Annotated in this window: 18 protein-coding genes; 5 read left to right on the forward strand and 13 right to left on the reverse strand. The window is 32.5% G+C overall.

What is annotated here, in order from left to right:
* Positions 1 to 5 precede the first annotated feature (5 nt).
* Both OLM54_RS14970 and OLM54_RS14975 read left to right on the forward strand, forming a co-directional pair.
* Complete coding sequence (locus tag OLM54_RS14970) at positions 6 to 905, forward strand: alpha/beta fold hydrolase (protein WP_264535379.1); 900 nt, start codon at positions 6 to 8, stop codon at positions 903 to 905.
* A gap of 163 nt (positions 906 to 1,068) precedes the next feature.
* Entirely contained in the window at positions 1,069 to 1,845 is a 777-nt protein-coding gene (locus tag OLM54_RS14975) for an alpha/beta fold hydrolase (protein ID WP_264535380.1), read from the forward strand.
* 75 nt (positions 1,846 to 1,920) lie between these two features.
* On the opposite strand, the gene OLM54_RS14980 is transcribed toward OLM54_RS14975, so the two are convergent.
* Positions 1,921 to 2,295 (reverse strand): hypothetical protein, encoded by a 375-nt coding sequence (locus OLM54_RS14980; RefSeq protein ID WP_264535381.1) that lies wholly within the window; start codon positions 2,293 to 2,295, stop codon positions 1,921 to 1,923.
* Between the two features lie 19 nt (positions 2,296 to 2,314).
* A complete protein-coding gene (locus OLM54_RS14985; RefSeq protein WP_264535382.1) occupies positions 2,315 to 2,635 on the reverse strand; it encodes a roadblock/LC7 domain-containing protein in 321 nt (106 codons plus the stop codon).
* Between the two features lie 287 nt (positions 2,636 to 2,922).
* Between OLM54_RS14985 and OLM54_RS14990 the strand changes: the two genes are divergently transcribed.
* Entirely contained in the window at positions 2,923 to 3,066 is a 144-nt protein-coding gene (locus tag OLM54_RS14990; RefSeq protein WP_264535383.1) for a hypothetical protein, read from the forward strand.
* 410 nt (positions 3,067 to 3,476) lie between these two features.
* Here OLM54_RS14990 and OLM54_RS14995 read toward each other — a convergent pair whose 3' ends face one another.
* The 6 genes from OLM54_RS14995 to OLM54_RS15020 all read right to left on the reverse strand — a co-directional run bounded on the left by OLM54_RS14995 (position 3,477) and on the right by OLM54_RS15020 (position 13,356).
* Positions 3,477 to 6,242 (reverse strand): PD-(D/E)XK nuclease family protein, encoded by a 2,766-nt coding sequence (locus OLM54_RS14995; RefSeq protein ID WP_264535384.1) that lies wholly within the window; start codon positions 6,240 to 6,242, stop codon positions 3,477 to 3,479.
* Positions 6,243 to 6,305: 63 nt separating this feature from the next.
* Entirely contained in the window at positions 6,306 to 7,748 is a 1,443-nt protein-coding gene (locus OLM54_RS15000) for an OmpA family protein (RefSeq protein ID WP_264535385.1), read from the reverse strand.
* Between the two features lie 112 nt (positions 7,749 to 7,860).
* Positions 7,861 to 9,054, reverse strand: a complete 1,194-nt coding sequence (kbl, locus tag OLM54_RS15005) for a glycine C-acetyltransferase (protein WP_264535386.1) — start codon at positions 9,052 to 9,054, stop codon at positions 7,861 to 7,863.
* Between the two features lie 70 nt (positions 9,055 to 9,124).
* Positions 9,125 to 12,283: a UvrD-helicase domain-containing protein gene (locus tag OLM54_RS15010; RefSeq protein ID WP_264535387.1), complete on the reverse strand. Its 3,159-nt coding sequence runs from the start codon at positions 12,281 to 12,283 to the stop codon at positions 9,125 to 9,127.
* A gap of 139 nt (positions 12,284 to 12,422) precedes the next feature.
* Positions 12,423 to 13,019 (reverse strand): lipoprotein signal peptidase, encoded by a 597-nt coding sequence (locus OLM54_RS15015; protein ID WP_264535388.1) that lies wholly within the window; start codon positions 13,017 to 13,019, stop codon positions 12,423 to 12,425.
* 121 nt (positions 13,020 to 13,140) lie between these two features.
* Positions 13,141 to 13,356 (reverse strand): hypothetical protein, encoded by a 216-nt coding sequence (locus tag OLM54_RS15020; protein ID WP_264535389.1) that lies wholly within the window; start codon positions 13,354 to 13,356, stop codon positions 13,141 to 13,143.
* Positions 13,357 to 13,532: 176 nt separating this feature from the next.
* Here OLM54_RS15020 and OLM54_RS15025 point away from each other — a divergent pair, with 176 nt between their 5' ends.
* Together OLM54_RS15025 and OLM54_RS15030 are read left to right on the forward strand one after the other, a co-directional pair.
* A complete protein-coding gene (locus tag OLM54_RS15025; protein WP_264535390.1) occupies positions 13,533 to 13,889 on the forward strand; it encodes a roadblock/LC7 domain-containing protein in 357 nt (118 codons plus the stop codon).
* A 33-nt stretch (positions 13,890 to 13,922) separates the two neighbouring features.
* Positions 13,923 to 14,303, forward strand: coding sequence for a hypothetical protein (locus OLM54_RS15030; protein WP_264535391.1), 381 nt, complete (start codon positions 13,923 to 13,925; stop codon positions 14,301 to 14,303).
* Positions 14,304 to 14,479: 176 nt separating this feature from the next.
* Here OLM54_RS15030 and OLM54_RS15035 read toward each other — a convergent pair whose 3' ends face one another.
* The 5 genes from OLM54_RS15035 to recO all read right to left on the reverse strand — a co-directional run bounded on the left by OLM54_RS15035 (position 14,480) and on the right by recO (position 23,143).
* Positions 14,480 to 14,860, reverse strand: a complete 381-nt coding sequence (locus OLM54_RS15035) for a TraR/DksA family transcriptional regulator (protein WP_026983623.1) — start codon at positions 14,858 to 14,860, stop codon at positions 14,480 to 14,482.
* Between the two features lie 10 nt (positions 14,861 to 14,870).
* Positions 14,871 to 18,272 carry an isoleucine--tRNA ligase gene (gene ileS, locus OLM54_RS15040; RefSeq protein ID WP_264535392.1) on the reverse strand — a complete coding sequence of 1,134 codons (3,402 nt, stop codon included), beginning with the start codon at positions 18,270 to 18,272 and terminating at the stop codon, positions 14,871 to 14,873.
* Positions 18,273 to 18,473: 201 nt separating this feature from the next.
* Positions 18,474 to 20,393: a hypothetical protein gene (locus tag OLM54_RS15045; RefSeq protein WP_264535393.1), complete on the reverse strand. Its 1,920-nt coding sequence runs from the start codon at positions 20,391 to 20,393 to the stop codon at positions 18,474 to 18,476.
* A gap of 54 nt (positions 20,394 to 20,447) precedes the next feature.
* Positions 20,448 to 22,340 carry a PQQ-binding-like beta-propeller repeat protein gene (locus OLM54_RS15050; protein WP_264535394.1) on the reverse strand — a complete coding sequence of 631 codons (1,893 nt, stop codon included), beginning with the start codon at positions 22,338 to 22,340 and terminating at the stop codon, positions 20,448 to 20,450.
* 89 nt (positions 22,341 to 22,429) lie between these two features.
* A complete protein-coding gene (gene recO, locus OLM54_RS15055) occupies positions 22,430 to 23,143 on the reverse strand; it encodes a DNA repair protein RecO (RefSeq protein WP_264535395.1) in 714 nt (237 codons plus the stop codon).
* Positions 23,144 to 23,270 lie beyond the last annotated feature (127 nt).

The following is a 23,270-nucleotide window of genomic DNA, read 5'->3' on the forward strand; positions in this document are numbered from 1 at the left end:
TCAAGATGAAAAATATTTTTCTATTTGTTTTTTTGATGATTTTAGGAAACTCTTTCGCTCAAACCGAAGGCTATTCTAAAAACAATGATTCCAGTAAAACCTATTACAAAATATTCGGAAAAGGAGAACCGCTTTTAATTATTAACGGCGGACCCGGAATGAACAGTAATGGTTTTGAAGGCATGGCGAAAACTTTGGCAGAAAATCAGGAGACTATTATTTACGATCAAAGGGGTACGGGAAAATCGAAATTGAAGGAATTAAATTCTAAGACAATTTCGATGCAATTAATGGCCGATGATATCGAAGCGCTGAGAAAACATCTTAAAATAGAAAAATGGAGTATTCTTGGACATTCTTTTGGCGGAATGCTGGCTTCGTATTATGCAACTGTTTATCCTGATCGCATTAAAAAGTTGGTTTTATCTTCTTCCGGCGGAGTTGATTTGACTTTATTAAGCAGTCCGAATTTGATTGAAGCCGGTTTAACAAAAATCGAAAAAGATTCTTTAAATTATTGGAATGATAAAATAGAAAAAGGCGACACGACTTACGCAGCAAGACTTGGAAGAGGAAGAGCGATGGCGCCGGCTTATGTTTATAATTCAAAATTTATTCCCATTATTGCAGAACGATTAACGCAGGGGAATTCGGAAATAAACGGATTATTATGGGATGATATGCAAAAAATTCATTTTGACTGCAAGAACAAACTCAAAAACTTTAAAAATCCTGTTTTGATTATTCAGGGAAAACAAGATATTATCAGTAACGAAATTGGCGAACTTGCTCGCAAAACGCTACCAAATTCAAAATTGATTTTGCTTGAAAACTCAAAACATTACGGATGGCTGGATGCAAAGGAAAAATATTTTACAGAAATAAATTCTTTTTTAAAATCATAAAAAACAAAAACGGCTTTCAAAATGAGAGCCGTTTTTGTTTATAACCCATATTTCTAATTTAAAATTGACCCTAATAAATACTATTTTTAACTTGAATGAAGTTATGTTTCTTATATGATATCTCAATTACTATTTTTGTACTTACCACTTTAAAAACATCATTTTGAAAAACATTCTATATAAAAACACTAAAATATCTTTTACTGATTCTGGCGAAGGAAATGCAATTGTACTGCTTCATGGATTTCTGGAAAATAAAAAAATGTGGAAGGAATATGTTACCCTGTTTTCAGAAAAAAATCGCATTATTACAATTGATTTATTAGGACATGGCGAAACAGAATGTTTGGGTTACGTACATTCGATGGAAGAAAATGCAAATGCTGTTCACGAAGTTTTAGAACATTTACATATTGAAAAAGCTATTATCGTTGGCCATTCTATGGGAGGCTATGTTGGTTTGGCTTTCGCCGAATTATTTCCGAAAAGTATTCAGAAATTAGTTTTATTAAATTCGACTTCAAAAGAAGACAGCTCTGAAAAAAAACTAAACAGAACCCGTGCTATAAAAGCAGTAAAACAAAATTATGTAGGGTTTGTTAGTCTTGCAATTGCAAATTTATTTAGCGAAAACAACAGAACCCGTCTTGAAAAAGAGATTGAAGAAGTAAAAGAACAGGCTTTACAAACACCTTTACAGGGAATTATTGCTTCGCTTGAAGGCATGAAAATCAGAAAAGACAGGGAAAGTCTTCTGAAAAAAAACCTATTTCCGGTTTTATTGATTTTAGGAAAAAAAGATCCTGTTTTAAACTATGAAGAAGGTATTGAACAAATCGAAGACACAACAGCAGAACTTGTTTCTTTTAATGACGGACATATGAGTGCAATTGAAAACAAGGAAGAACTTAAAGTTGTATTAACAGATTTTTTTCAATAATTGCCATATTATAGAATCAAAAAAGGCTGTTCAAAAAAATTTGAAACAGCCTTTTTCTCATTGTTGGGGGCAAAACTATAGTTTTGAGATGATGTCTTTTTTAAATTTAGCCAAAGTCGCTCTTGTCAAACCTAAATTTGCTTTACTAGAGTCAACTGCTAAATAAATAAAGTATTTTCCATCTTCAGAAACATCTAAAATATGTATTTGATCAGTTAATGTAATTAAGATATCATTGATTTTTTGATCTAATCCTAAAGCTTTAATAGCGCTTAATTTTGCTTTTACAACTTCTAAATTATAAGCAGATGCTAATTCCGGGTCAAAATTTGGATTTAAAGAAAGTGAACAATAAGACATTCCTGTCTCAACCTCAGTAACAGATACCGCAATAAATCCGTTGATATTCTCTTTTAAATCGTTTTGAAAATCTTGTAAAAAATCTGACATGTTTTAATTGAATTTTAAATTAATTGTTGAAAACGGTATCCATTTTGCGTAGCAAAAGTCCCATTTTACTTATATCTTTAGAAAGCAGCGCCACACAATTATCATCCTGATCTTTATTTGCAACCACAATTCCATCATTATTCTTGATCATGATTTGTTTAAGATCTCCGTTGTTCAAATCTTCAGACATTTCTAAACTCATCTTCAATATCATCCCAATCATTGCTGCTACATTTCCATCATATTCTAAATTAACAGATTTAAGCAGAATTCCATCTATGTTAAAAACCAATCCAGATTCAGCGCCAGTCTCCTCAACTAATGTATTTATATCAATCATGTTGTCTATTATATTGTTTATCAATAATCAAAGATATTTGAACTAAACAGAACTGTTTGATAAACACTTGTTAAAAAAACAGCGCTTTATAACCATCTGACTTACTTTTGTTTATCCCGTAGTTTTTGCCAATCTTTAAAGAAAGATTAGCAAAAAAAAATAACTGAAAAAAAGAATTTATTCAAAAAAGCAACATTTCCTTCCGTATAATTCATTTATAAATTTATACTGCAATGCAAAGTTTGTTTACGAGAAGTTTTTCATAAATTTGCAAAAAATTTAGAAAGATGAAAACTGTAGAAGAATTAAGATTTGATCTGAATGTAAAGCTAATGAAGTTCAGAAGATTTCGCTTTGAAAACGGAAGCATAAACAATATTGCCCCAGAGGAAACTGCGAAAAAAGGATTCTTCAAAAAAATATTCAGTTAAAAACTACTTACAAAAAGGCTAAAAATTTTAGATGTAAATTTCAAAAAATTTTAGCCTTTTTCTTTTAAATGAAGAAATTTACATTTTAATCAGAACTAAATCCTGCAAAAATGAGGATTACATTTTGAAAGTTCATCAATAATTATTTCTTCAACTTTTATAACTATTTCTTCTTTTCAAATTCAATTATTGAATTATAAATTTTACGAAAATAGATTTTAATACAAATCCTTATAAACTATTTTTACTAAAAACTAAACAGCTTTTATTACATTATAAGAATAATAAAATTCTTACCGGGTTATTTTATATTTCTTCTTTTAAAAAACTTTAAATACACCGAAAATTTTAAAAACTGTTTATTCTTTCATTTTCAGCTATTAATAAAATCGTCTGATTTTAAAAAAATGTTAAACAATTTTTTCCTCGAAAGGGATATTAACATCAAAAATCTCTTTTAAAAGTATAGCAATTTCTTCCAGATAATTATTCAGTATTTCAGAAGACACCGTAATAGTAAGCTCTTTGTCTTCTTTGAAGCCAAATGGCAGAAATCCGGATTTTAAATTTTTGAATGAAATAATTCCAACTTCAATCGGAACACCTTTTGCTTCATTCTCAAACATAAATGCATAAGCCAAAACCTGAATTATTTTATCATTTTTAAGCTCCTGCGTTAATCCGTTCCAGGATTTCAGTATAACATTTGTCTTTTCGACTTTTCCGGTCTTATAATCAATGATTCTTATTTTTCCGTTGCGTAGTTCAATTCTGTCCACATTTCCTTTAATTAAAACCGGAAAAGGCAAACCCGGATGATTAAATTCCCGACCGTACGTTTGCTCCAAAGCAATAATCTGAACCGCATCTCCATTTTCTATAAGATCCAATTCTATTTTCAGAAAATTAGAAACATTACGTTTTGCAACTTCGAAAGCCAAAAGGTTACGGCCTTTTTTAATTTCACCTTCTTTATAAACCAGCTTAAATTGTTTTAAAACTTCATCATCCAGCAATTTAAAGCAGTTTGAAATATCAGTTTTCGAAATAAACTTACCAATAAAAGGTTCGTATAATGCTTTTAAGGTTTCGTGAATTATAGTTCCAAGCGTATTCAGCGCTATATTTTCCTCAACTTCTTCAACCTCGCGAATACGCAGGATTTTTTGAAAATAAAAATCAATCGGATTTCTAATATAACTAGTCAAAGCCGAAGGAGAAAAACCTGTTAAAGCAATCTCTTTTAAACGCTCCATAACTGCTTCTGATTTTGGAATCACCATTGGCTGATAAGCAGTTGCAGGCAAAGCAGGATTATAAATATCAAAACTAAGATTGTGTTTTGGCTGTTTTTCAACCTCCAATTGCGTGATAAAACGACTGCGCTCACCGGCATCGAGACCATCATTTTCTGTATTATATATCAGATAGATATTTTTTGCTCTTTGCAGCAAATGATAAAAATGATAGGTATAAATAGCATCTTTTTCTTTAAATGTTGGCAAACCTAACTCTTTCTTTACATCATACGGAATAAATGAATTTTGAGATTTTCCGGCAGGAAATTTACCCTCATTCATAGATGTTACAATTACGGTATCAAAATCTAAAACACGACTTTCTAGAACTCCCATAATTTGTAATCCACGCAAAGGTTCTCCTTCAAAGGAAACCTCTGCAACATCTATAACCTGTTTATAGATGGCATACAAAGTATCAATATTATCAATATGCTTGTGCTTAGAATAATAATTGATCAATTTATTAATTACCTTAAAGATGGCGTAAACAAAAGCTTTTGCTATTTTTTCTTCTTCATTATCATTGCTGAAATTTTCTTTTATCAAAAGCAAAAGTGCCGAAATATTCTCTAAAACCGCAACTGCGCCGCTTTCCCATTTCTGAAATAATAATTGAAATAGATCTGAAGAATTAGACCCCAATTCAATAAGTCTGTTATGCGTAATAAAAGTATAATTATTCTCTTTGATAATTTTTACCAGGTTATTTGCTTTCGCATAAGGCTCTATCAATGGATGCGTTAAGACATCGAGTACATCTTTATAATAAAACACATAACTCTCGCCTTTTCTTGAAAGCGCATTTGTATGCATTTTAAACAATTTTGCAATCAATATTTGCGAAGGATTATTTTTACCTGAATAACCCATTGTTATATTTAATGCTCCTACCGAAGATGGCAATGCATACAAAACTGGCATTAATAAATTTTCTTCACCCAGAACAATTGCCACTTTATCGAGAGATGTGGTTGGATTTTCTTTTATTATTTGATCTATAATATTACCTGCTAATTTAGCCTGCCCAATAGTTTTGGGAGTTCCTATTACCTGAATATTTTTAGATTGTGAAAAATCATCAACAATCCACTCAAAATGATTTGATTTATAATGTTTCCAATTCTCTTTAAAACGTCTCACAAATAAACCTGCATCATGATAGGGATCATTCAAAAAGGTTTGATCTGCATCCCAATAAATTTTAGCCTGATCAAGAGCCAAAAGATGCTGCACAATTTTTTCTTCTGCAGCATTTAAAGCATTAAAACCTGCAAAAACAAAAGTTTGATTTGAAATGGTATTCGAAAAATGATTTAAATTATTTACGGCTTCGCGATAAATTAATCCTTGATAACCAATTGCTTTATTTAGCAAATGATCGTATAATGAATTATAATACATTGGAAGAAGTTTCCAAAAATCAATATAATTCTCTAAAAGTTTTGTTTTGTTTTCTACCTCTATTCCCCATTTTTTTATGTCTTCAATATCTTTCAAGTAAGATAAAACGTGGGAAGGTTCTAATAAATAGCGATCAATTTCATTAAAATCCTGCAAAAGAGTTTTCGCCCAATTAGCAAACAATTCAAAAGATTGCTGGTTTTGTTTTTCTGTAACAGAAAGATAGACTTCATAAAATTCAAATAGAAGTTCAATAGAATCAACGGATCTGATTGACGCAACATCTTGCACAAATTCTTCAATACTTATAATTACCGGAGAAAGAATAGTATGTTTTATTTCTTTTTTCAGGGCTTCTATTAAAAAAACTTTCGCTCTTTTATTAGGGAGAATAATAGTTGTTTCAGCAAGTTTTGCTGAGTAATCCTGAATTATAACATGGGCTATTTTTTCGAGAAAAGAAGAATTTATCATTGTATAAAAATAAAAAAAGCCATTCAATTAAGAATGGCTTTTCAGTATTATTTACAAAGTAAATTATAGTTTACCTTGGTATTTAGAACCAACATGTTTGATTTCAGTTCTTCTGTTTTGTGCTTTACCTGCAGCAGTTTTGTTACTTGCAACTGGTTGAGAAGATCCAAATCCTTTAGACTCTAAGTTTTCTGGATTAACACCTCTTTCGATTAATGCATTTTTCACAGCGTCAGCTCTATCTTGAGATAGTTTGTCGTTGATTTTTGCAGAACCTGTACTATCTGTGTGTCCTTCAATAGAGAATTTCGCGTTTGGATAGTTTTTAAGGATTTCTTTAATTGCATCTAATCTAGCTGGAGTTTCTTTGTCTCCTGTTTTGAAAGTAGCTTTTCCTGAGTTGAAGTAGATTGCTCTAGCTTGAACTTTAAGATCTTCTAATGCCTCAGAAGTTACTTCTGGACATCCTCTGTTTGAAGCAGGACCAGCAACTGTAGGACAATCATCATCTTTATCTAAAACACCATCTTTATCAGCGTCTAAGAAAGGACAACCACCATTTTCTTTAGGACCAGCAACTGTAGGACATTTGTCATCTTTATCAGCGATTCCGTCTCCGTCAGCATCTGGACAACCTTTTAAAGCAGCTAAACCAGCAACATCTGGACAAGCATCATCTTTATCAGCAATTCCGTCTCCGTCAGTATCAGGACATCCGTTTAATGCAGCTAAACCAAATACATCTGGACAAGCATCACTAGCGTCAACGATTCCGTCTCCGTCAGTATCAGGACATCCGTTGAATTGTTTTAAACCAGCAACATCTGGACAAGCATCGTCTTTATCGTAGATTCCGTCTCCGTCAGTATCTTTACCTCCGAATTTGAAAACTAGACCTGCAGTGTGTTGGAAAACTGAACGATCTCCAGTACCATCAGCAACAGCCCATTTGTATTTTGTAGCAAGTTCAAGACCAATAGCATCTGTAAACCAGAAAGTAACTCCAGCACCTGGATTAACAGTTCCGAAGCTTTCGTCTCCGAAGAAAGTGTAACCTCCACCAACAGTTAACGAAGGATCGATTACTTTAGATTTGATTAATTCCTGGAAGCTATATTTAATAGTAGCATCAATTCCATAATACATCAAATCACCAGGATTACTAACAACGTTACCTCTTGAATCATGCCCTGGAGCAGTTGGAGCAAAAGTAACCAATTTATCAATTTTGTTTACAGAACCTTGTAAACCTACAGAGAAACCAGCTCCTACATATTTAGACACACCAATGTAAGATAGAGATGGAAGAATATTCCAGTTGTCTTTAACAGCGAAAGGCTGAGAAAAATGTTGATCAAAGAATCCATGTCCAGCACCAGAACTGGTTCTAGTGTCAACGGCATTAACTCCAAAAGAGATAGCCCATGGATTGTTACTGTCTTGCGCGTGAGAAGTTAAACCCATCACCATCATCACAGCAACTAAAAGTTTGTTAAGATGTTTCATACTTAATTTTTTTAATTACAATTTAGTTAATTACAGACAAAAGTAACACCAAATTTTTTAAATACAAAATGAAATGTTAAAAAAAACCTACAAAAATTATTTAAAATGGGAATTATATAACTTTTAACATTTTTCCCACTGATATAAAAGCATTTATTGCTTTATCCAAATGTTCTTTACTATGCGCTGCTGATAACTGCACTCTTATTCTTGCCTTATCCTTTGGAACAACCGGAAAGAAAAATCCAATTACATAAACACCTTCTTTTAAAAGTTCGTTCGCCATTGTTTGAGATAACTTCGCATCATATAACATAACAGGTACAATAGCCGAATCTCCATCTATAATATCAAAACCTGCTTTTTTCATTCCGGCTTTAAAATAATTAGTGTTCCATTCTAATTTATCTCTTAGAGAAGTATCTTTTTCAAGCAATTCAAACACCTTTATTGACGCGCCTACAATTGCCGGAGCAAGTGAATTTGAAAACAAATAAGGACGTGAACGCTGACGCAATAATTCGATGATTTCTTTTTTAGCTGTTGTATAACCTCCCATTGCGCCGCCAAGTGCTTTACCAAGTGTTCCGGTTATAATATCAACTCTGCCCATAACCCCTTTTGCTTCAAGTGTTCCTTTGCCTGTGGCGCCAATAAATCCTGCGGCATGACATTCATCAACCATTACCATTGCATCATATTTATCTGCCAGATCACAAATTTTATCCAAAGGCGCAACAAGGCCATCCATAGAGAAAACCCCATCAGTAACAATTAATTTAAAACGCGCACCAGCTTCATTAGCTTTGATTAATTGCTGTTCTAAATCTTCCATGTTACTATTTTCATAACGATAACGGGCAGCTTTACACAAACGAACACCGTCAATAATCGAAGCGTGGTTTAAACTATCAGAAATAATAGCATCATTTTCTCCTAATAAAGGTTCGAAAACGCCGCCATTAGCATCAAATGCAGCAGCGTAAAGAATTGTATCTTCTGTATCATAAAATTCTGCAATCTTTTTTTCTAATGTTTTATGAATATCTTGTGTACCACATATAAAACGTACCGAAGACATTCCGAAACCATGCGTATCCATTGCATCTTTTGCAGCCTGAACGACTTCAGGATGTGAAGAAAGACCTAAATAATTGTTGGCACAAAAATTCAAAACCTTCTCTCCTGTCGAAATGGTGATTTCAGCATCCTGAGCCGAAGTTATAATTCTTTCTTTTTTGAAAATCCCGTTTTCTTCAATTGTCTGCAGCTCACTTTGCAGATACTCTTTAATTTTACCGTACATTTTTATATATTTAATATGTTAAAAATTAACAAGTTAACCTTATTAATCCTTTAACATCTGATTAATTTTATCACAAATTTACCACATCGATTTCGGTTCCAATATACACCAAAGCCCTTTTTAACACTTTGTATCCTAAATCCTCAATTGCATCCTGATATTCTTGAATTTGCCTTGTATATTTTGAATTTATTGCGCCAGTTTTATAATCTAACAAATACGCTTCTTTATTTTGAGTCAGAACAATTCGATCCGGTTTTAAAATTCTACCTTCTTTTTGTACAATAGTCTGCTCATTGAAAATACTGTTTTTTCCATCAAAACAAATATTTAATTCAGGATGATTCACTATTTCAAGAAGTGTCTGCAGTACTTTTTCGCTCTGATCAAAAGTTATCAAGCCATTTTCCAGAGCTTTTGTCACCGCCAGATCAACATCTGATTTATCTTTTATAAAAGCTAAAATCTCATGAACAATATTTCCATAAGAGATTGCTTCCTGCTGATGCGTTCCCCACATTAAAGCTTCTCTTTGAGCAATTTTGATGTTTTTAGGATTTAAAACTTCTGAAACAACAGGAATTGTTTTTACCAAATTCAATGTTTCGCCGGGAACAGAAAGTCTCTTTTTATTTCCAAATTCATAGTCTAATTTCTCCGAATCATAAACTCCTTTATGCATTAGATATTTAATAAAAAAAGAAGCCATATTATTCGGAAATTCTCCGTCTTTTTTCTCAAGTAATGACTGAGAAATAACATACAATTGTTCTTCGGCGCGTGTTAACGCAACATACAAAACATTAATATTATCGAGTAATTCTTCTTGTTTTTTTAAATTAAAAACCGCCGAAGCACTTTCTCCAAAACCTTCCACAGCGCTGCTATTATCTATCAATGCTTTTGGAACACCTAAATCAGCATCTTCTGCATCGAGCCATAATTTATCTTTTGGTTTTCTGCTGTAATCTTCTTCGGCAAACGGCATAATCACAACAGGAAATTCCAAACCTTTCGATTTATGAATGGTCATAATTCGAACTGCATTATTTCCTTCCGGAGACGGAATACTGAACTTGTGTGCATTTTTATCCCAATAACTCAAAAAATCAGCGATTCCGGCCTGATTACGAATGTCACGTTCCAAAACGATATCCAGAAAATATTGTACATAAGCATTTCCTTCTGAAGGAAGAACAAATTTAGAAATGATGATTTCTACAGCTTCATACAACGATTTTTTTCGAATATCTTCAAAAGAAAGCGAAACATCAAACGATAAAAGCCATTTTTCGAAATCATTCTCAAATTTCTGCGCCATTCCCTGCGCAATAAAATCATGAATTGGTATTTCGATTTCTTTGGTATTTCCTAAAAAATGGAGGAAATTAGCTTTTGCTTCCAGATCGATACTATTGTTGAGATATTTAAGCAAATGAACAATCAAACGAACTTCGGTCGCGTTTTGAATCATCAAAGTTTCTGACGATAAAAGCGGAATGTTTTGCTCTGTCAAATAATTTGCAATTGCAATTCCCTGATCTCTTTTACGGGTTAAGATGGCAATATCTCTATATTCGAAACCTTCACGAACAACATTTTGAATTGTATTTAAAGTAGCCAAAACATATAAATCTGATTTTTCGACTACATCTTCTTCATCTGCAAAATCATTTTTTTCGATTATTGGAAGAAACGAAATATTTACATAACCTCCTTTTTTAGCATTTGAATTTTGATGGCTGTGATTTTCATACAAATCTTTATAATCTTCATTAGAAAATTCAGTCGAAATCAATTTAAAAAAAGCATTATTAAAATCAATTACTTCGCTATAACTTCGGTAGTTAGTATCTAAATGCCTGATTAATTTATCCGGGTTATTGAACGGATTTATGTCTTTACTCAATTCAATAAATTGTTCTGCTTTTCCTCCGCGCCAGCGATAAATAGATTGTTTAGGATCGCCGACAATCATTAATGTTCCTTTATTTCCTAAATCATCCTGTCCGGAAAGCGCATTATCGATTAGCGGAATTAAATTTTGCCATTGCATCTCAGAAGTATCCTGAAATTCGTCTATAAAAAAATGACGGTATCTTTCGCCCAAACGCTCATAAATAAAAGGCGCAGGCTGGTTTTGAATTTCACGGTGAATAATGGCATTAAATTCTGAAATCGACAAAATATTTTGTTCGGACTGTATTTTAGCCAATTCATTACTTACGGTATTTAGCAAAGAAAGCGGGGTAATATTTTTTAAGAATGCTTTATAAAAATCTCGTTTTTCAAAATTTTTATAGACTTTGCCTAAACTTTGAAGCAACTCCGGAATTAAATTTTCGATTAACGCTCTGTCTTTAGCCGTTTTATTAATGGCGATATCATGAAATTCATGAAAAGTTTTATTTCTCGGATTGAATTTACCATCACGAATGCTTTCTAAATGATTTGGAAAAGTTCCTCTTGAAAATGATTTCAAGTCAATTCCGTTTTTTTCAATTAACAAAAGAAGCTTTAAAGCATATTCTGCATTTTCTTTTTCTATATCGGCACATAAAAGCGTCATTTTCTTTTTTATGACAACAAATTCTTCAATTGTTTTATCATGAAAATGCGAGATTTCATTTCGGTTGTTTTCGTTCAAAACTAATCTTCCGGTTTCAAGAATTTCACGCGAAACATCCCAACTTTTATCGTCGTCGGTTTTTTCCATCGTAAAATCGATGAGCAGTTTAGTCAGCGTTTCATCCTGTCCGGCTTGTGCAATAATGGCATCAACTGCTTCGACCAATAAATTTTCGGTATCTAAAGTAACCTCAAAAGTCATGGGTAAATTAAGATCATGCGCAAAAGCACGAATCACTTTGTGTGTGAATTTATCTATGGTAGAAATATCAAAAGCAGCATAATTATGAATAAGATGCTTTATGATGTTTTGAGATTTTGTCTTGATTTTAATTAATGAAAGTCCTGTTTCACGCGACAAATCCTCCATTAAATCCATGGCTTTCGCCGAAGGTTCGTCTTTTGTAAATTCAGATAAACTGCCAACAATACGGCTTTTCATTTCATGAACCGCTTTATTGGTAAAAGTTATAGCCAGAATATTACGATATGCATCGTTTTTAGGCGACGAAAGAATGATTTTAAGATATTCTCTGACCAAAGTATAGGTCTTTCCCGAACCGGCAGATGCATCATAAATAGAGAAAGACGGACTTTGCATAAGTTTGGTTTTAGTATTGTAAAAATAGTACAATAAAATATTAAATCACAATAAACAAAAAATCCAAATTCCAATATCTGCATGCAATGCACGCTCAAATATTGGAATTTGGAATTTTATTTTTGAATTTAAAAAAATCTTAGTGTTTTGGAAATGCTCGTTTATTGAAAACAAGCAAAATACCAACTCCTGTAGAAATCGCCATATCAGCTACGTTAAAAATAGCATTGAAAAACATAAAGTGTTTCCCTCCAAAAATTGGAAGCCAGGCTGGAAGATTACCTTCCCAAATAGGGAAATAAAACATATCAACCACTAAACCATGAAACCATGTTCCGTAAGGATGTGGCGAAAAAAGTGTTGCTAAGTTGTGTGTACTGTCGTCAAAAATTACTCCGTAAAAAACAGAATCTAAAATATTTCCGGCTGCTCCGGCAAAAATCAATGCAATTGCAACGATCAAATAAGTTGAATGACGTTTTTTAATAGCATCAGATAACCAATATCCAATTCCGAAGACAGCAAAAATTCTAAAAACAGTCAGAATAAGTTTTCCGTATTCCCCGGGAATTTTTGTTCCCCAAGCCATTCCTTCATTTTCTATAAAATGGATTTTGAACCAGTTAAAAACAGGCACTTCTTCTCCAAGAATAAAGTTGGTTTTTACATAGATTTTTGAAATCTGATCGACAAGTAGAACTAAAAATATAAGGAAATACGCTTTTCGTAATGACATTTTATGAATTTTTGTTGCGCAAAAGTAACAATTTAATCAAAAAAAACGCTCCTTATGGAACGTTAATTCTTTTGCAATAAAATGAACTATTGCAGCTTAATTGTTAAACAAAATATAATATCTATTTTTTGGCTGCAGGTTTGGTAGCTGTTTTCGGGCTGTCAGCAAAAAAACCGGAGATAGATTTAAGCAATCCTTTGCCCTCTTTTCCTGCATTGCCTTTTTTTGTTGCGTCTTTATCAATTTGAGATTTTAGTTTAAGTCTCATCTTTTCAAACTCTTTCATTCTATTTTCAACATCAGAGTTCACATCTTTGAATTTCAGCACTTTAGCCATAATGTAAGTTTTTTATAGTAAAAAAATAAAATTATTATTGGTTTTGTCATACAATGATACATAAAAAAATTTATATTTGTTAATAAAATTAACACTTGTTTAAGCGGAATAAGCATGTTTCTTTTAAATAGATTGTTGATATGAGCAATTTTTAACAACTTCTCAATTTTACCAAAATGAATGAAATCACATCTACTCTCAACGATTATTTGGTTACAACAAAATCTACAGCTGCCTTGATTTTAAACGGAAAAGGAAAACTTATCACATCTCTGCATATTGATTATGGTGATAGTATTGCCGCAATGAGTGCTGCAATTTTATCTATGAGTGAAAAATTCTTACTGGATTTAGAAAAAGGTTCTTTAAAACAATTGTTTTTAAAGACAAATGAAGGAGTTGTGATCGGCAATAAAATAAACAGCACAAATTTTATAGTTGCCTTTTCAAAAGACGGAAGTAATCTCGGATTATTAATGCGAACGACGGATGAGCTTTCAGCAGAACTCAGTAAAAATTCCCTATTAAAATAAACATACATCTATTAACAACAAACCCCACAAACTATGAGTAACGACTTTTTAAATGTGTTTTTAAATGAAATGAAAACCAACGTAAATGGTTTTATAGCTGTAGCTGTAACAGAAATTGAAACCGGATTAAGTTTTGGTAACTTAACAGTTGATCCTGCATTTGATCCTGAACTGGCAGCAGCTTACAACCTGGAAGTAGTAAAAGCTAAATTAAATGCTGTAAAAGCCTTAAATTTAAATCAGGATATCGAAGATATTTTGATTACTCTTTCAAATCAAATACACATTATCGACATTTCTCCAAACAAGAAATTCATGATTTATCTTGCAGCAGATGCTTCTAAAGCTAATTTAGGAATGACAAGAGCTGTTTTAAGAAAACATAAATTAGATCTGGAAAAAAACCTTGCCTAAGCAAGCAAGATAATTTAGAACTATCCATAAAATTAAGATAGTTCTAAATTGTTTTTGCATTTACTTCAAATTACTTCAGTCTGAAAATTTCCTTTTAAAGCAGACTTTTCCTCAAAAGCAATTCTTTCTTTTTAATACAATAAAAAAACGCCCCTAAAAAGGAGCGTTCTTATATGTTATCGTTGTAGATTTTTTGCTTCGATACTCATAGTTGCGTGAGGTACAATTTTCAATCTTTCTTTACTGATTAATTTACCTGTTACTTTACAAATACCGTATGTTTTATTTTCTACACGGAATAATGCATTTTTAAGATCACGAATGAATTTTTCCTGTCTGATAGCCAACTGTGAGTTTGCTTCTTTAGACATAGTTTCACTTCCTTCTTCAAAAGCTTTGAATGTTGGTGAAGTATCATCTGTTCCGTTATTTAAATCATTCATGTAAGCACTTTTTATTAAATCCAGATCGGCTTGTGCTTTTTGTATTTTATTTTGAATTATTTCTTTGAACTCCGCTAAATCAGCGTCAGAGTATCTTGTAATTTCATCTATCATGGTATTTATATTATTTTGAAATTAATATCACTGTTTTAATGTCATCAAACTCAATTTCTGTGCCGTTTTCTAAAGCGTCTACAAAAACCAAATTGTCTGTTAATGTCTCAGACTTTATATAGTCTTCATTTTTAAGAATCGCCTCTTCTAAAAGACCGCTTCTTTGTATTTGAACCTTAATTTTATCGGTAACCTCAAATCCTGAATCTTTACGGATATTCTGAATTCTGTTTACCAATTCCCTTGCGATTCCTTCGTTTTTTAATTCTTCAGAGATTGTAATATCAAGCGCAACTGTAATTCCGTTTGAATTTGCAACCAGCCATCCTTCAATATCCTGAGATGTTATTTCGACATCTTCTAATGATAAAGTTACATTATTTCCAGCAATAACAATATCTAGCGTTCCTTGCTTGTCTAACTCATTGATCTGATCTGCCGAAAAAGCTTGTATTTCCTTAGAAATCAATCCCATATCTTTTCCAAAGCGTGGTCCTAAAGTTTTAAAATTAGGTTTGATCTGTTTTACCAAGATTCCTGAATCATCATCCAAAAGCAAGATTTCTTTTACATTTACTTCTGCTTTTACTAAGTCGGAAATAGCTAAAATTTCAGCTCTCTGATTCTCGTCAAGTACCGGAATCATTACCTTTTGCAATGGTTGACGTACTTTAATCATTTCCTTTTTACGAAGCGAAAGAACCAAAGATGAGATCGTTTGCGCTTTCTGCATTTTGCTTTCTAACGTTTTATTAACAAAGTTTTCGACAAATTTTGGAAACTCAGCCAAGTGAACACTGGCATATTGCTCAGATTGCGTTGAACTTGTTAAATCGCGGTACAATTTATCCATGAAAAAAGGAGCTATTGGAGCGCTTAACTTGCTTATCGTTAATAGACAAGTATAAAGCGTTTGATAAGCTGCAATTTTATCGTGTGCATATTCGCCTTTCCAGAAACGACGACGGCATAAACGAACGTACCAGTTACTCAGGTTTTCCTGAACGAAATCAGAAATAGCTCTTGCTGCTTTTGTAGGCTCATAATCTTCATAACATTCATCAACAAATTTTATTAATGTATGTAATTCAGATATAATCCACTGATCGATTTCCGGTCTTTCGTTTAACGGAATTTCCGCTTCAGCATATTTAAACCCATCGATATTGGCATATAACGAAAAGAATGAATAAGTGTTGTATAAAGTTCCGAAGAATTTACGGCGAACCTCAGCAATTCCTTCAAGATCAAATTTTAAGTTATCCCACGGATTTGCATTTGAAATCATGTACCAACGTGTGGCATCAGGACCGTATTCTGCAATTGTTTCAAAAGGATCTGTTGCATTTCCTAAACGTTTCGACATTTTTTGTCCGTTTTTATCCAAAACCAAACCATTCGAAACTACATTTTTATACGCTACTTTATCAAAAACCAAAGTTCCGATTGCGTGTAAGGTATAAAACCATCCACGAGTCTGATCAACACCTTCGGCGATAAAGTTCGCAGGAAAATCTTTATTCTCGTCAATTTTATCTTTGTTTTCAAAAGGGTAATGCCATTGCGCATACGGCATTGCTCCAGAATCAAACCAAACGTCAATTAAATCACTTTCGCGTTTCATTGGTTTTCCTGAAGCCGAAACTAAAGTAATTTGATCCACTACATTTTTATGTAAATCGATTAAATCATAGTTTGACTCAGACATATTTCCGATTTCAAAACCTTTAAATGGATTTTCTTTTTGAAAACCGGCTTCTATAGATTTCTCGATCGCATTGTATAATTCTTCAACAGAACCAATAAGAACTTCTTCTTTTTTATCTTCAGTTCTCCAAATTGGCAACGGAATACCCCAATATCTAGAACGAGATAAGTTCCAGTCGTTGGCATTTTTCAACCAATTTCCAAAACGTCCCTCACCAGTAGACTTAGGCTTCCAATTGATAGTTTCGTTCAGGTCGAACATTCTATCTTTTACATCGGTTACTTTAATAAACCATGAATCTAGTGGATAATATAACAACGGTTCATCAGTTCTCCAACTGTGTGGATAACTATGTACGTATTTTTCAACCTTAAAGGCTTTATTTTCTTCTTTTAATCGAATAGCGATTTCAACATCAACAGAACGTTCCGGTGCTTGTCCTTCGTCGTAATATTCGTTTTTAACATATTTACCGGCAAGTTCTCCTAAATGCGAAGTAAATTTTCCTTGTAAATCTACTAATGGAACTGCGGTTCCGTTTTCGTCTAAAACCAACATTGGCGGAATTTCCGGCGTTGCTTCTTTGGCAACTTTAGCATCATCTGCACCAAAAGTTGGCGCGGTATGCACAATTCCTGTTCCGTCTTCTGTAGTTACAAAATCTCCTGCGATTACTCTAAATGCATTTTCAGCATTTTGATAAGGCAATACATATGGTAATAATTGTTCGTAACGAATTTCAACTAAATCAATTCCTTTTGCTTCTGCTAAAATTTTATACGGAAGTTGTTTGTCTCCGTTTTTTACTTTTTCGAAATCAGCATCGTCTTCGCTTGCAAAAAATCCTTTCCCGAATTGTTTTCCAACTAAATTTTTAGCTAAAACAACATTTACAGGTTCAAAAGTATATTGATTGAATGTTTTCACTAAAACATAATCGATTTTTGGACCAACTGTCAAAGCTGTATTCGATGGCAATGTCCAAGGCGTTGTCGTCCATGCTAAAATGTGAATATCTCCAAAACCTTGCAAAAATGAAGGCAATGTTTCCGGCAATGTTTTAAACTGTGCTACAATCGTAGTATCAGTAACATCACGATACGCTCCAGGCTGATTTACTTCGTGTGAAGACAATCCTGTTCCTGCTTTTGGAGAATACGGCTGAATTGTGTATCCTTTGTACAACAAACCTTTATCGTAGATTTGTTTTAAAAGCCACCAAACCGATTCCATATATTTTGGTTTATAAGTAACATACGGATCTTCCATATCTACCCAATACCCCATTTTTTCGGTCAAATCATTCCATACGTCCGTATAACGCATTACGGTTTTTTTACACGCTTCGTTATATTCTTCGATAGAAATTGTTTTACCAATATCTTCTTTTGTAATTCCTAATTCTTTCTCGGTACCCAATTCTACAGGTAAACCGTGTGTATCCCAACCTGCTTTTCTTTTTACCTGAAAACCTTTTTGAGTTTTATATCTGCAAAAAATATCCTTAATCGCACGTGCCATCACGTGGTGAATTCCCGGTAATCCGTTTGCCGAAGGCGGACCTTCAAAAAACACATAAGGCTCAGCACCTTCACGGGTTGTTACACTTTTTTCAAATATATTTTCTTTCTTCCAAAAATCAAGAACTTCTGACGCTACTGTTGGCAAGTCAAGTCCTTTGTATTCAGTAAATTTTGTACTCATTTTATCCTTTTCTTAAACGAGGTGCGAAAGTAAGAAATTTTGAATTATTGACCATCTATTTCTTGAAATTTCACAAACTTTTGTTGAGATAATAAGTACAAAAACAAAAGAATCGATTAGTTTCTGATATTATTCTCAAAATTCTGAGCAAATAAACCAAAACCAATCGATTCTAAATATTGTTTAATACAATGGTAACAATTACTTAAATCCGCCGAAATATACTTCTTTCATGAAAATTCGATTTCCAAACACAGGATTTACTTCGATTTTTTCTCTTTGTTCCTGAAAAATAGTTTCACCATTAAAATCTTCAATTTCATAATTTATCTTATATGGAATTTTTCCTGAATTTAATGCTGCAACCGGACGATAATCGCCAAAAAGTTTTCTTTCGAAGAAACTCTTGTTTCCGTTATCAAATTCTGTTTTCTCGGTAGAAACGATGTTAAAATTTTCTTTGTCAATAAAAACATGATAATCTGTTTTAGGAATTGTTCTGTTTCCGGTACTTAATGTTTTTTCAAAATAATTCAAATGATAACACATTCTTCCTTCGTACATTTCATCTGGTAAAACTTCAAAATTATTCCACAAATCAAGTCTTAAATCAGTAAGAAAGTTTATTAAATCCACATTTTTAGACAAATTACTAAAATCATAAGCTGTTAATTTTGTCCATTTTGCATTTAAACCGCTTTCACGATCGTCATGACTCCATGCTTCGGCTCCATTTACAATCTCATAATAACTTTCCGGTAGTTTTTTTCTAAGAAGATAATTAGAGTTCGTTGCCCATTTTTCTTCTGTTTGAGGCACATTATTTCCTTCAATTTTAAGTTTAGAAAACAAATGTGCTTTTTCGACTTTCTTTAATGCATCGCTTCCGCCTAAATTAGCAACTACCTGTGCCAATAAATGAGCATTTAACTGATAAGGAATCGAATCGAGCATATTAAATCTTTGTATTCTCGCTTTCTCTACACTTGCTTCTCTATTCGATTTTTCAATTTCCCATTCTGCATCCTGTTGTTGGATTTTTTCAAAGAAAGCCAATCTTTTCTCCTCTTTTTCTTCGGCAATTTTAAGACCTAACTTTTTAAGATCGGCAAAACGGGTCGTGTGGCTTCTTATTTTTTTATCAGCAAAAAAACCTTTATTTACTTTTTTAATAATTGTAGATCCTCTCGAATCCTGCTTATCGTTTTCGACTAATAAATTGGCATACATTAATGCTTTTTCTGTGTTTTCAAGTAAAAAATAAGTCTCTGCCAAATTGTTGGTTACAATAAACCGAATGTTCTCGTTTAAGGGCGAAGGAGGATATTTTACCAATAAACTTTCCAGATATTGCAAATGTGGCGTTAGCAGCTTTTCATCTAAACCTTTTTCAAGAGTTACTTTTCCCATCTGAGCTGTAATTTCATTCTCAAAGGCGAGCATCTGATTGTATTCAGAATGTCCTTTAGAAGTTACAAATTCAAACTTTATTTTAGATTCATCGATGTAATAACCTAATTTATAATTTAGAAAACTCTCAATTCGATCTACAGAATGGTAAATGACATTGTCAATCCCTAACTCTTGTGCAGAATAATCATTATCCTTTTCGGCTTGTGCGCTTCTTTTATTACTTAACTCAACAGCAACTTTTACATTGCCTTTTTCGTATGTACCTCCAACGATATGTGATTCTATGCTATTAAAATCCTGAGTAAATAACATTTTATCTCCACATCTGGCATCAACTTTTATTCTTACATCATAATTAGAATAAACCTGAAATTGCCAGTTATTCTTTTTCTTATCAAACGTACTATCTACTTTTGTTGCATTAAACTTAGGCAATGCAATGGTTAAGTAAATTTTTAGTTTTCCATTTGCAGGATCTTTTATAAAGCCCTCTATGTTAAAATACTTTTTCTTTAAAATAATTTCCTCTTGTATCAACTCTTTATCCATTTGATAAAAAGTAGTTTGCGTTAAGGCATTATCAAGAGCAGGAAATTCTGAATATTTAACTACGGGGATATAAAATTTCTTCTTTTTTGAGCTTATTTTTTCTTGCGCCTGAATTGAGGTAATTGCAAGCAAAACAATAAGGAGTAAAGTTTTTTTCATAGGCAAAAAAAAAGCCATCAGAAGTAAATCCTGATGGCTTTCTGTGTTTTAGTATTATTTCTTATTGAAAATTTGAATAGACTTGTCAGACACATAAAAAATGTTTTGTGTTGCAGGATCTATTTCATAAAGTGGTTTGTTGTTGTTGAAAATAATTTTATCAACTTCAACTCCATCAGATTTACTTACTTTAACAAGGATTTTTTCTCCGGTATCTGCTTTTGCAAAAATATAAGAGTAATCTCTGTTTTGTTTCATTGCGTTGAAACGAGAGTTAAATTTAGCTGCTACCAATCCTAAAGCTGCAGAACCTGCTGCCATATTATCAGATTGTTTCATTTTAGATTTATTCTCTTCTTTAAGAACTGTAGATCTCATGTTTCCTTCAGAATCGCGGTATGTCATTGTTAATTCAGAACCTTGTACAGCACTTGCTGCAGAACCAATTCCTAACCCAATGCTACCTACAATTGCAGCACTTTTAATTAAACGTCTTGTTCCTTCACCTGGTTGTGTATATACGTGGTGGTATTTTACAGTTCCGTCTAAGTTAACTCCCATAACCTCAACCGGTCCAGAAAGTACAACTCCCCAAGGAAATAATTCGATGCTGTTTAATTCTTTTTCTTTTTTGATGTTTACTTTAGCGAAAGGCTCTGGTTTATCATTGATGCTTGGATCAAATTTGTATAACTTCTCGTCATTGTAAACTAAGTAAGCATTTGCTGCTTCATCATAAGCTGGCAAAACCGGACGGCTTTTATCAAAATTGATGTTACGTTTCCAAAGTTTAACTCCGGTTTTATAATCAACCATGTTTCCGTAAGTACCCGTTAAGTACATTACTTTTTCACCTACTTTTCCTAAATAATAAATTGGATCTTCTTTGTCATCAGAAATTTCGATGAATTTTTTCCAAAGTTTTTCTCCATCTTTATTAATCAACATCATTTCATTTTCTGCAACATACAAGAAATCCTGATCGATAGGAATTACTCTTTTCAATCCATCTCCACGTGCATCTTTTTTCCAGATTTTTTCTCCTGTTTTTAAATCAAAAAAGTTGAAACCACTATTGTGAGCCACTAATAATTTTGTTCCCCAATCTTCTAAATAAACAACTTGTTTAGTTTTGATAGATTCTTTCCAGATACTTTTTCCGTCATCTGTACTTAAAACATTTAAATATTGTTTATTCGAAAATAAACCTGCAGCGTTAACTACAACAATATTTTTATCGTTTTGTGTTTCATAGAATTTTGTGTATTCCTCAGCAGCTTTCCAGTTTAATTTTCCGGTCGTTTTATCAAAAGAATATAAATTACCGTAAAGTAAATAATAAACAGTGTTTCCGTTAATTTTTGCTTTATTTGTATTAGCAGATAATTTCAAAGAAAAACTAATCATTGCTTTTGCTTTGTCAACAGTTGTAGTCCATTTTAATTCTCCTGTTGCCATATCTAATAAAGCGATTGCCATATCTCCGTCTTTTTTCAAAGTAAGAAGGTATTCATTTGTTTCAGGAATAAAATCTGATTGAAATACCCAAAAAGATTCTTTAGAAGAATTGTATACAACTTTACCTGTATCAGTATTGATAATTAGATATTTTGAATTGATGTAAGCTTCAACATAAGGACTTCCTGAAACGGTTGTTAAGTCTCTTTTGTCTTTGAACATATTTCCAAAATCAGGATCAGTTAATATGTCTTTAGAAGTAATTGTACCGAAATCTTCTTTAGTCAAAGTCCAGACAATTTTTTTTGTTTCCGGATCTAAACCTTTTACAGTTCCACCTTCTTTAAAAACAACAATTCCTGTTATTTCGTTTTGAACAATATCCTGAACATTGTTCTCTGTGGTGATTATTTCGTCATATTTCCTTTGAGCAGTTACCGAAAAGGCAACCAGGAAAAGCAGAATAATCGAAAATGTAATTTTCTTCATAGTTGTTTGTTTATAAAATTAATAAATTAAGTATGGGCAAATTTTTGATCTCACTAATCGTTTGCGAATATATATAATTTATCATTTAATTAAGAAAAAATTTCCCTCAAAACATCTAGTGATTTTGGTCGCTTAAATCCCTCTAAATGAAAACTATAGTAGTCAATTAGTATCTTTAGTAAGATTTGTCTTTCAATGACATGAAATACCTTTTGATCATTGTCAAATTTTAGGTCAATTAATTTTTTAAACAGGTTTGTTTCATGTTCTGTCAGAGCGCTTATACCATGAAACAAGGTAAAAACGCCTTCGTTCATTTCAAAATAAGGCGAATCAATCTCAGAACTATCCGGATAAAAACCCAAATATTTTGTCGCTTCTAAAAGTAATATTAAGTGAAAATTTGAAACTTCATCATGATGATCAAACCATATTAATGCACTTTCTAAAAAATTAAATAAAGATTCGTTTTTTTCTTCTTCCTGAATAGAATAATGCAGCATTTCTGACAGAAACATTACGATGGTACTTTTTACAATATCGGTATGAATGGTTTGAAAAGGAACTGCCGTTTTAATCTCTTTGAAACTTTCTAAAGTTCCTTTATTTTTATGAACGGCTTCGATTTCTAATATTGAAAATGGTTGAAAATAAGCAATCTTCTGACTGGTTTTCCGACTCGAAAAAGCGTCACGCACAAAATAAGATTTCAGTCCGTTTGAAAGTGTAAAACATTTTACAATCAAGCTTTTTTCCTGAAATTTTAGTGCCGAAATAACGATTGCTTTGGTTTTGACTAACAAAATAGAATTTTAGATTTTAGACTTGAGATTTTAGATTTTAGATTTTTTGAAAACTTATGACACTTGTCATTGCGAGGACCGAAGCTACCACACTAACAATTGATTCAGCAACTGAGATTGCTTCGTT

The organism is Flavobacterium sp. N1736 (genome assembly GCF_025947065.1).
GTDB lineage: Bacteria > Bacteroidota > Bacteroidia > Flavobacteriales > Flavobacteriaceae > Flavobacterium.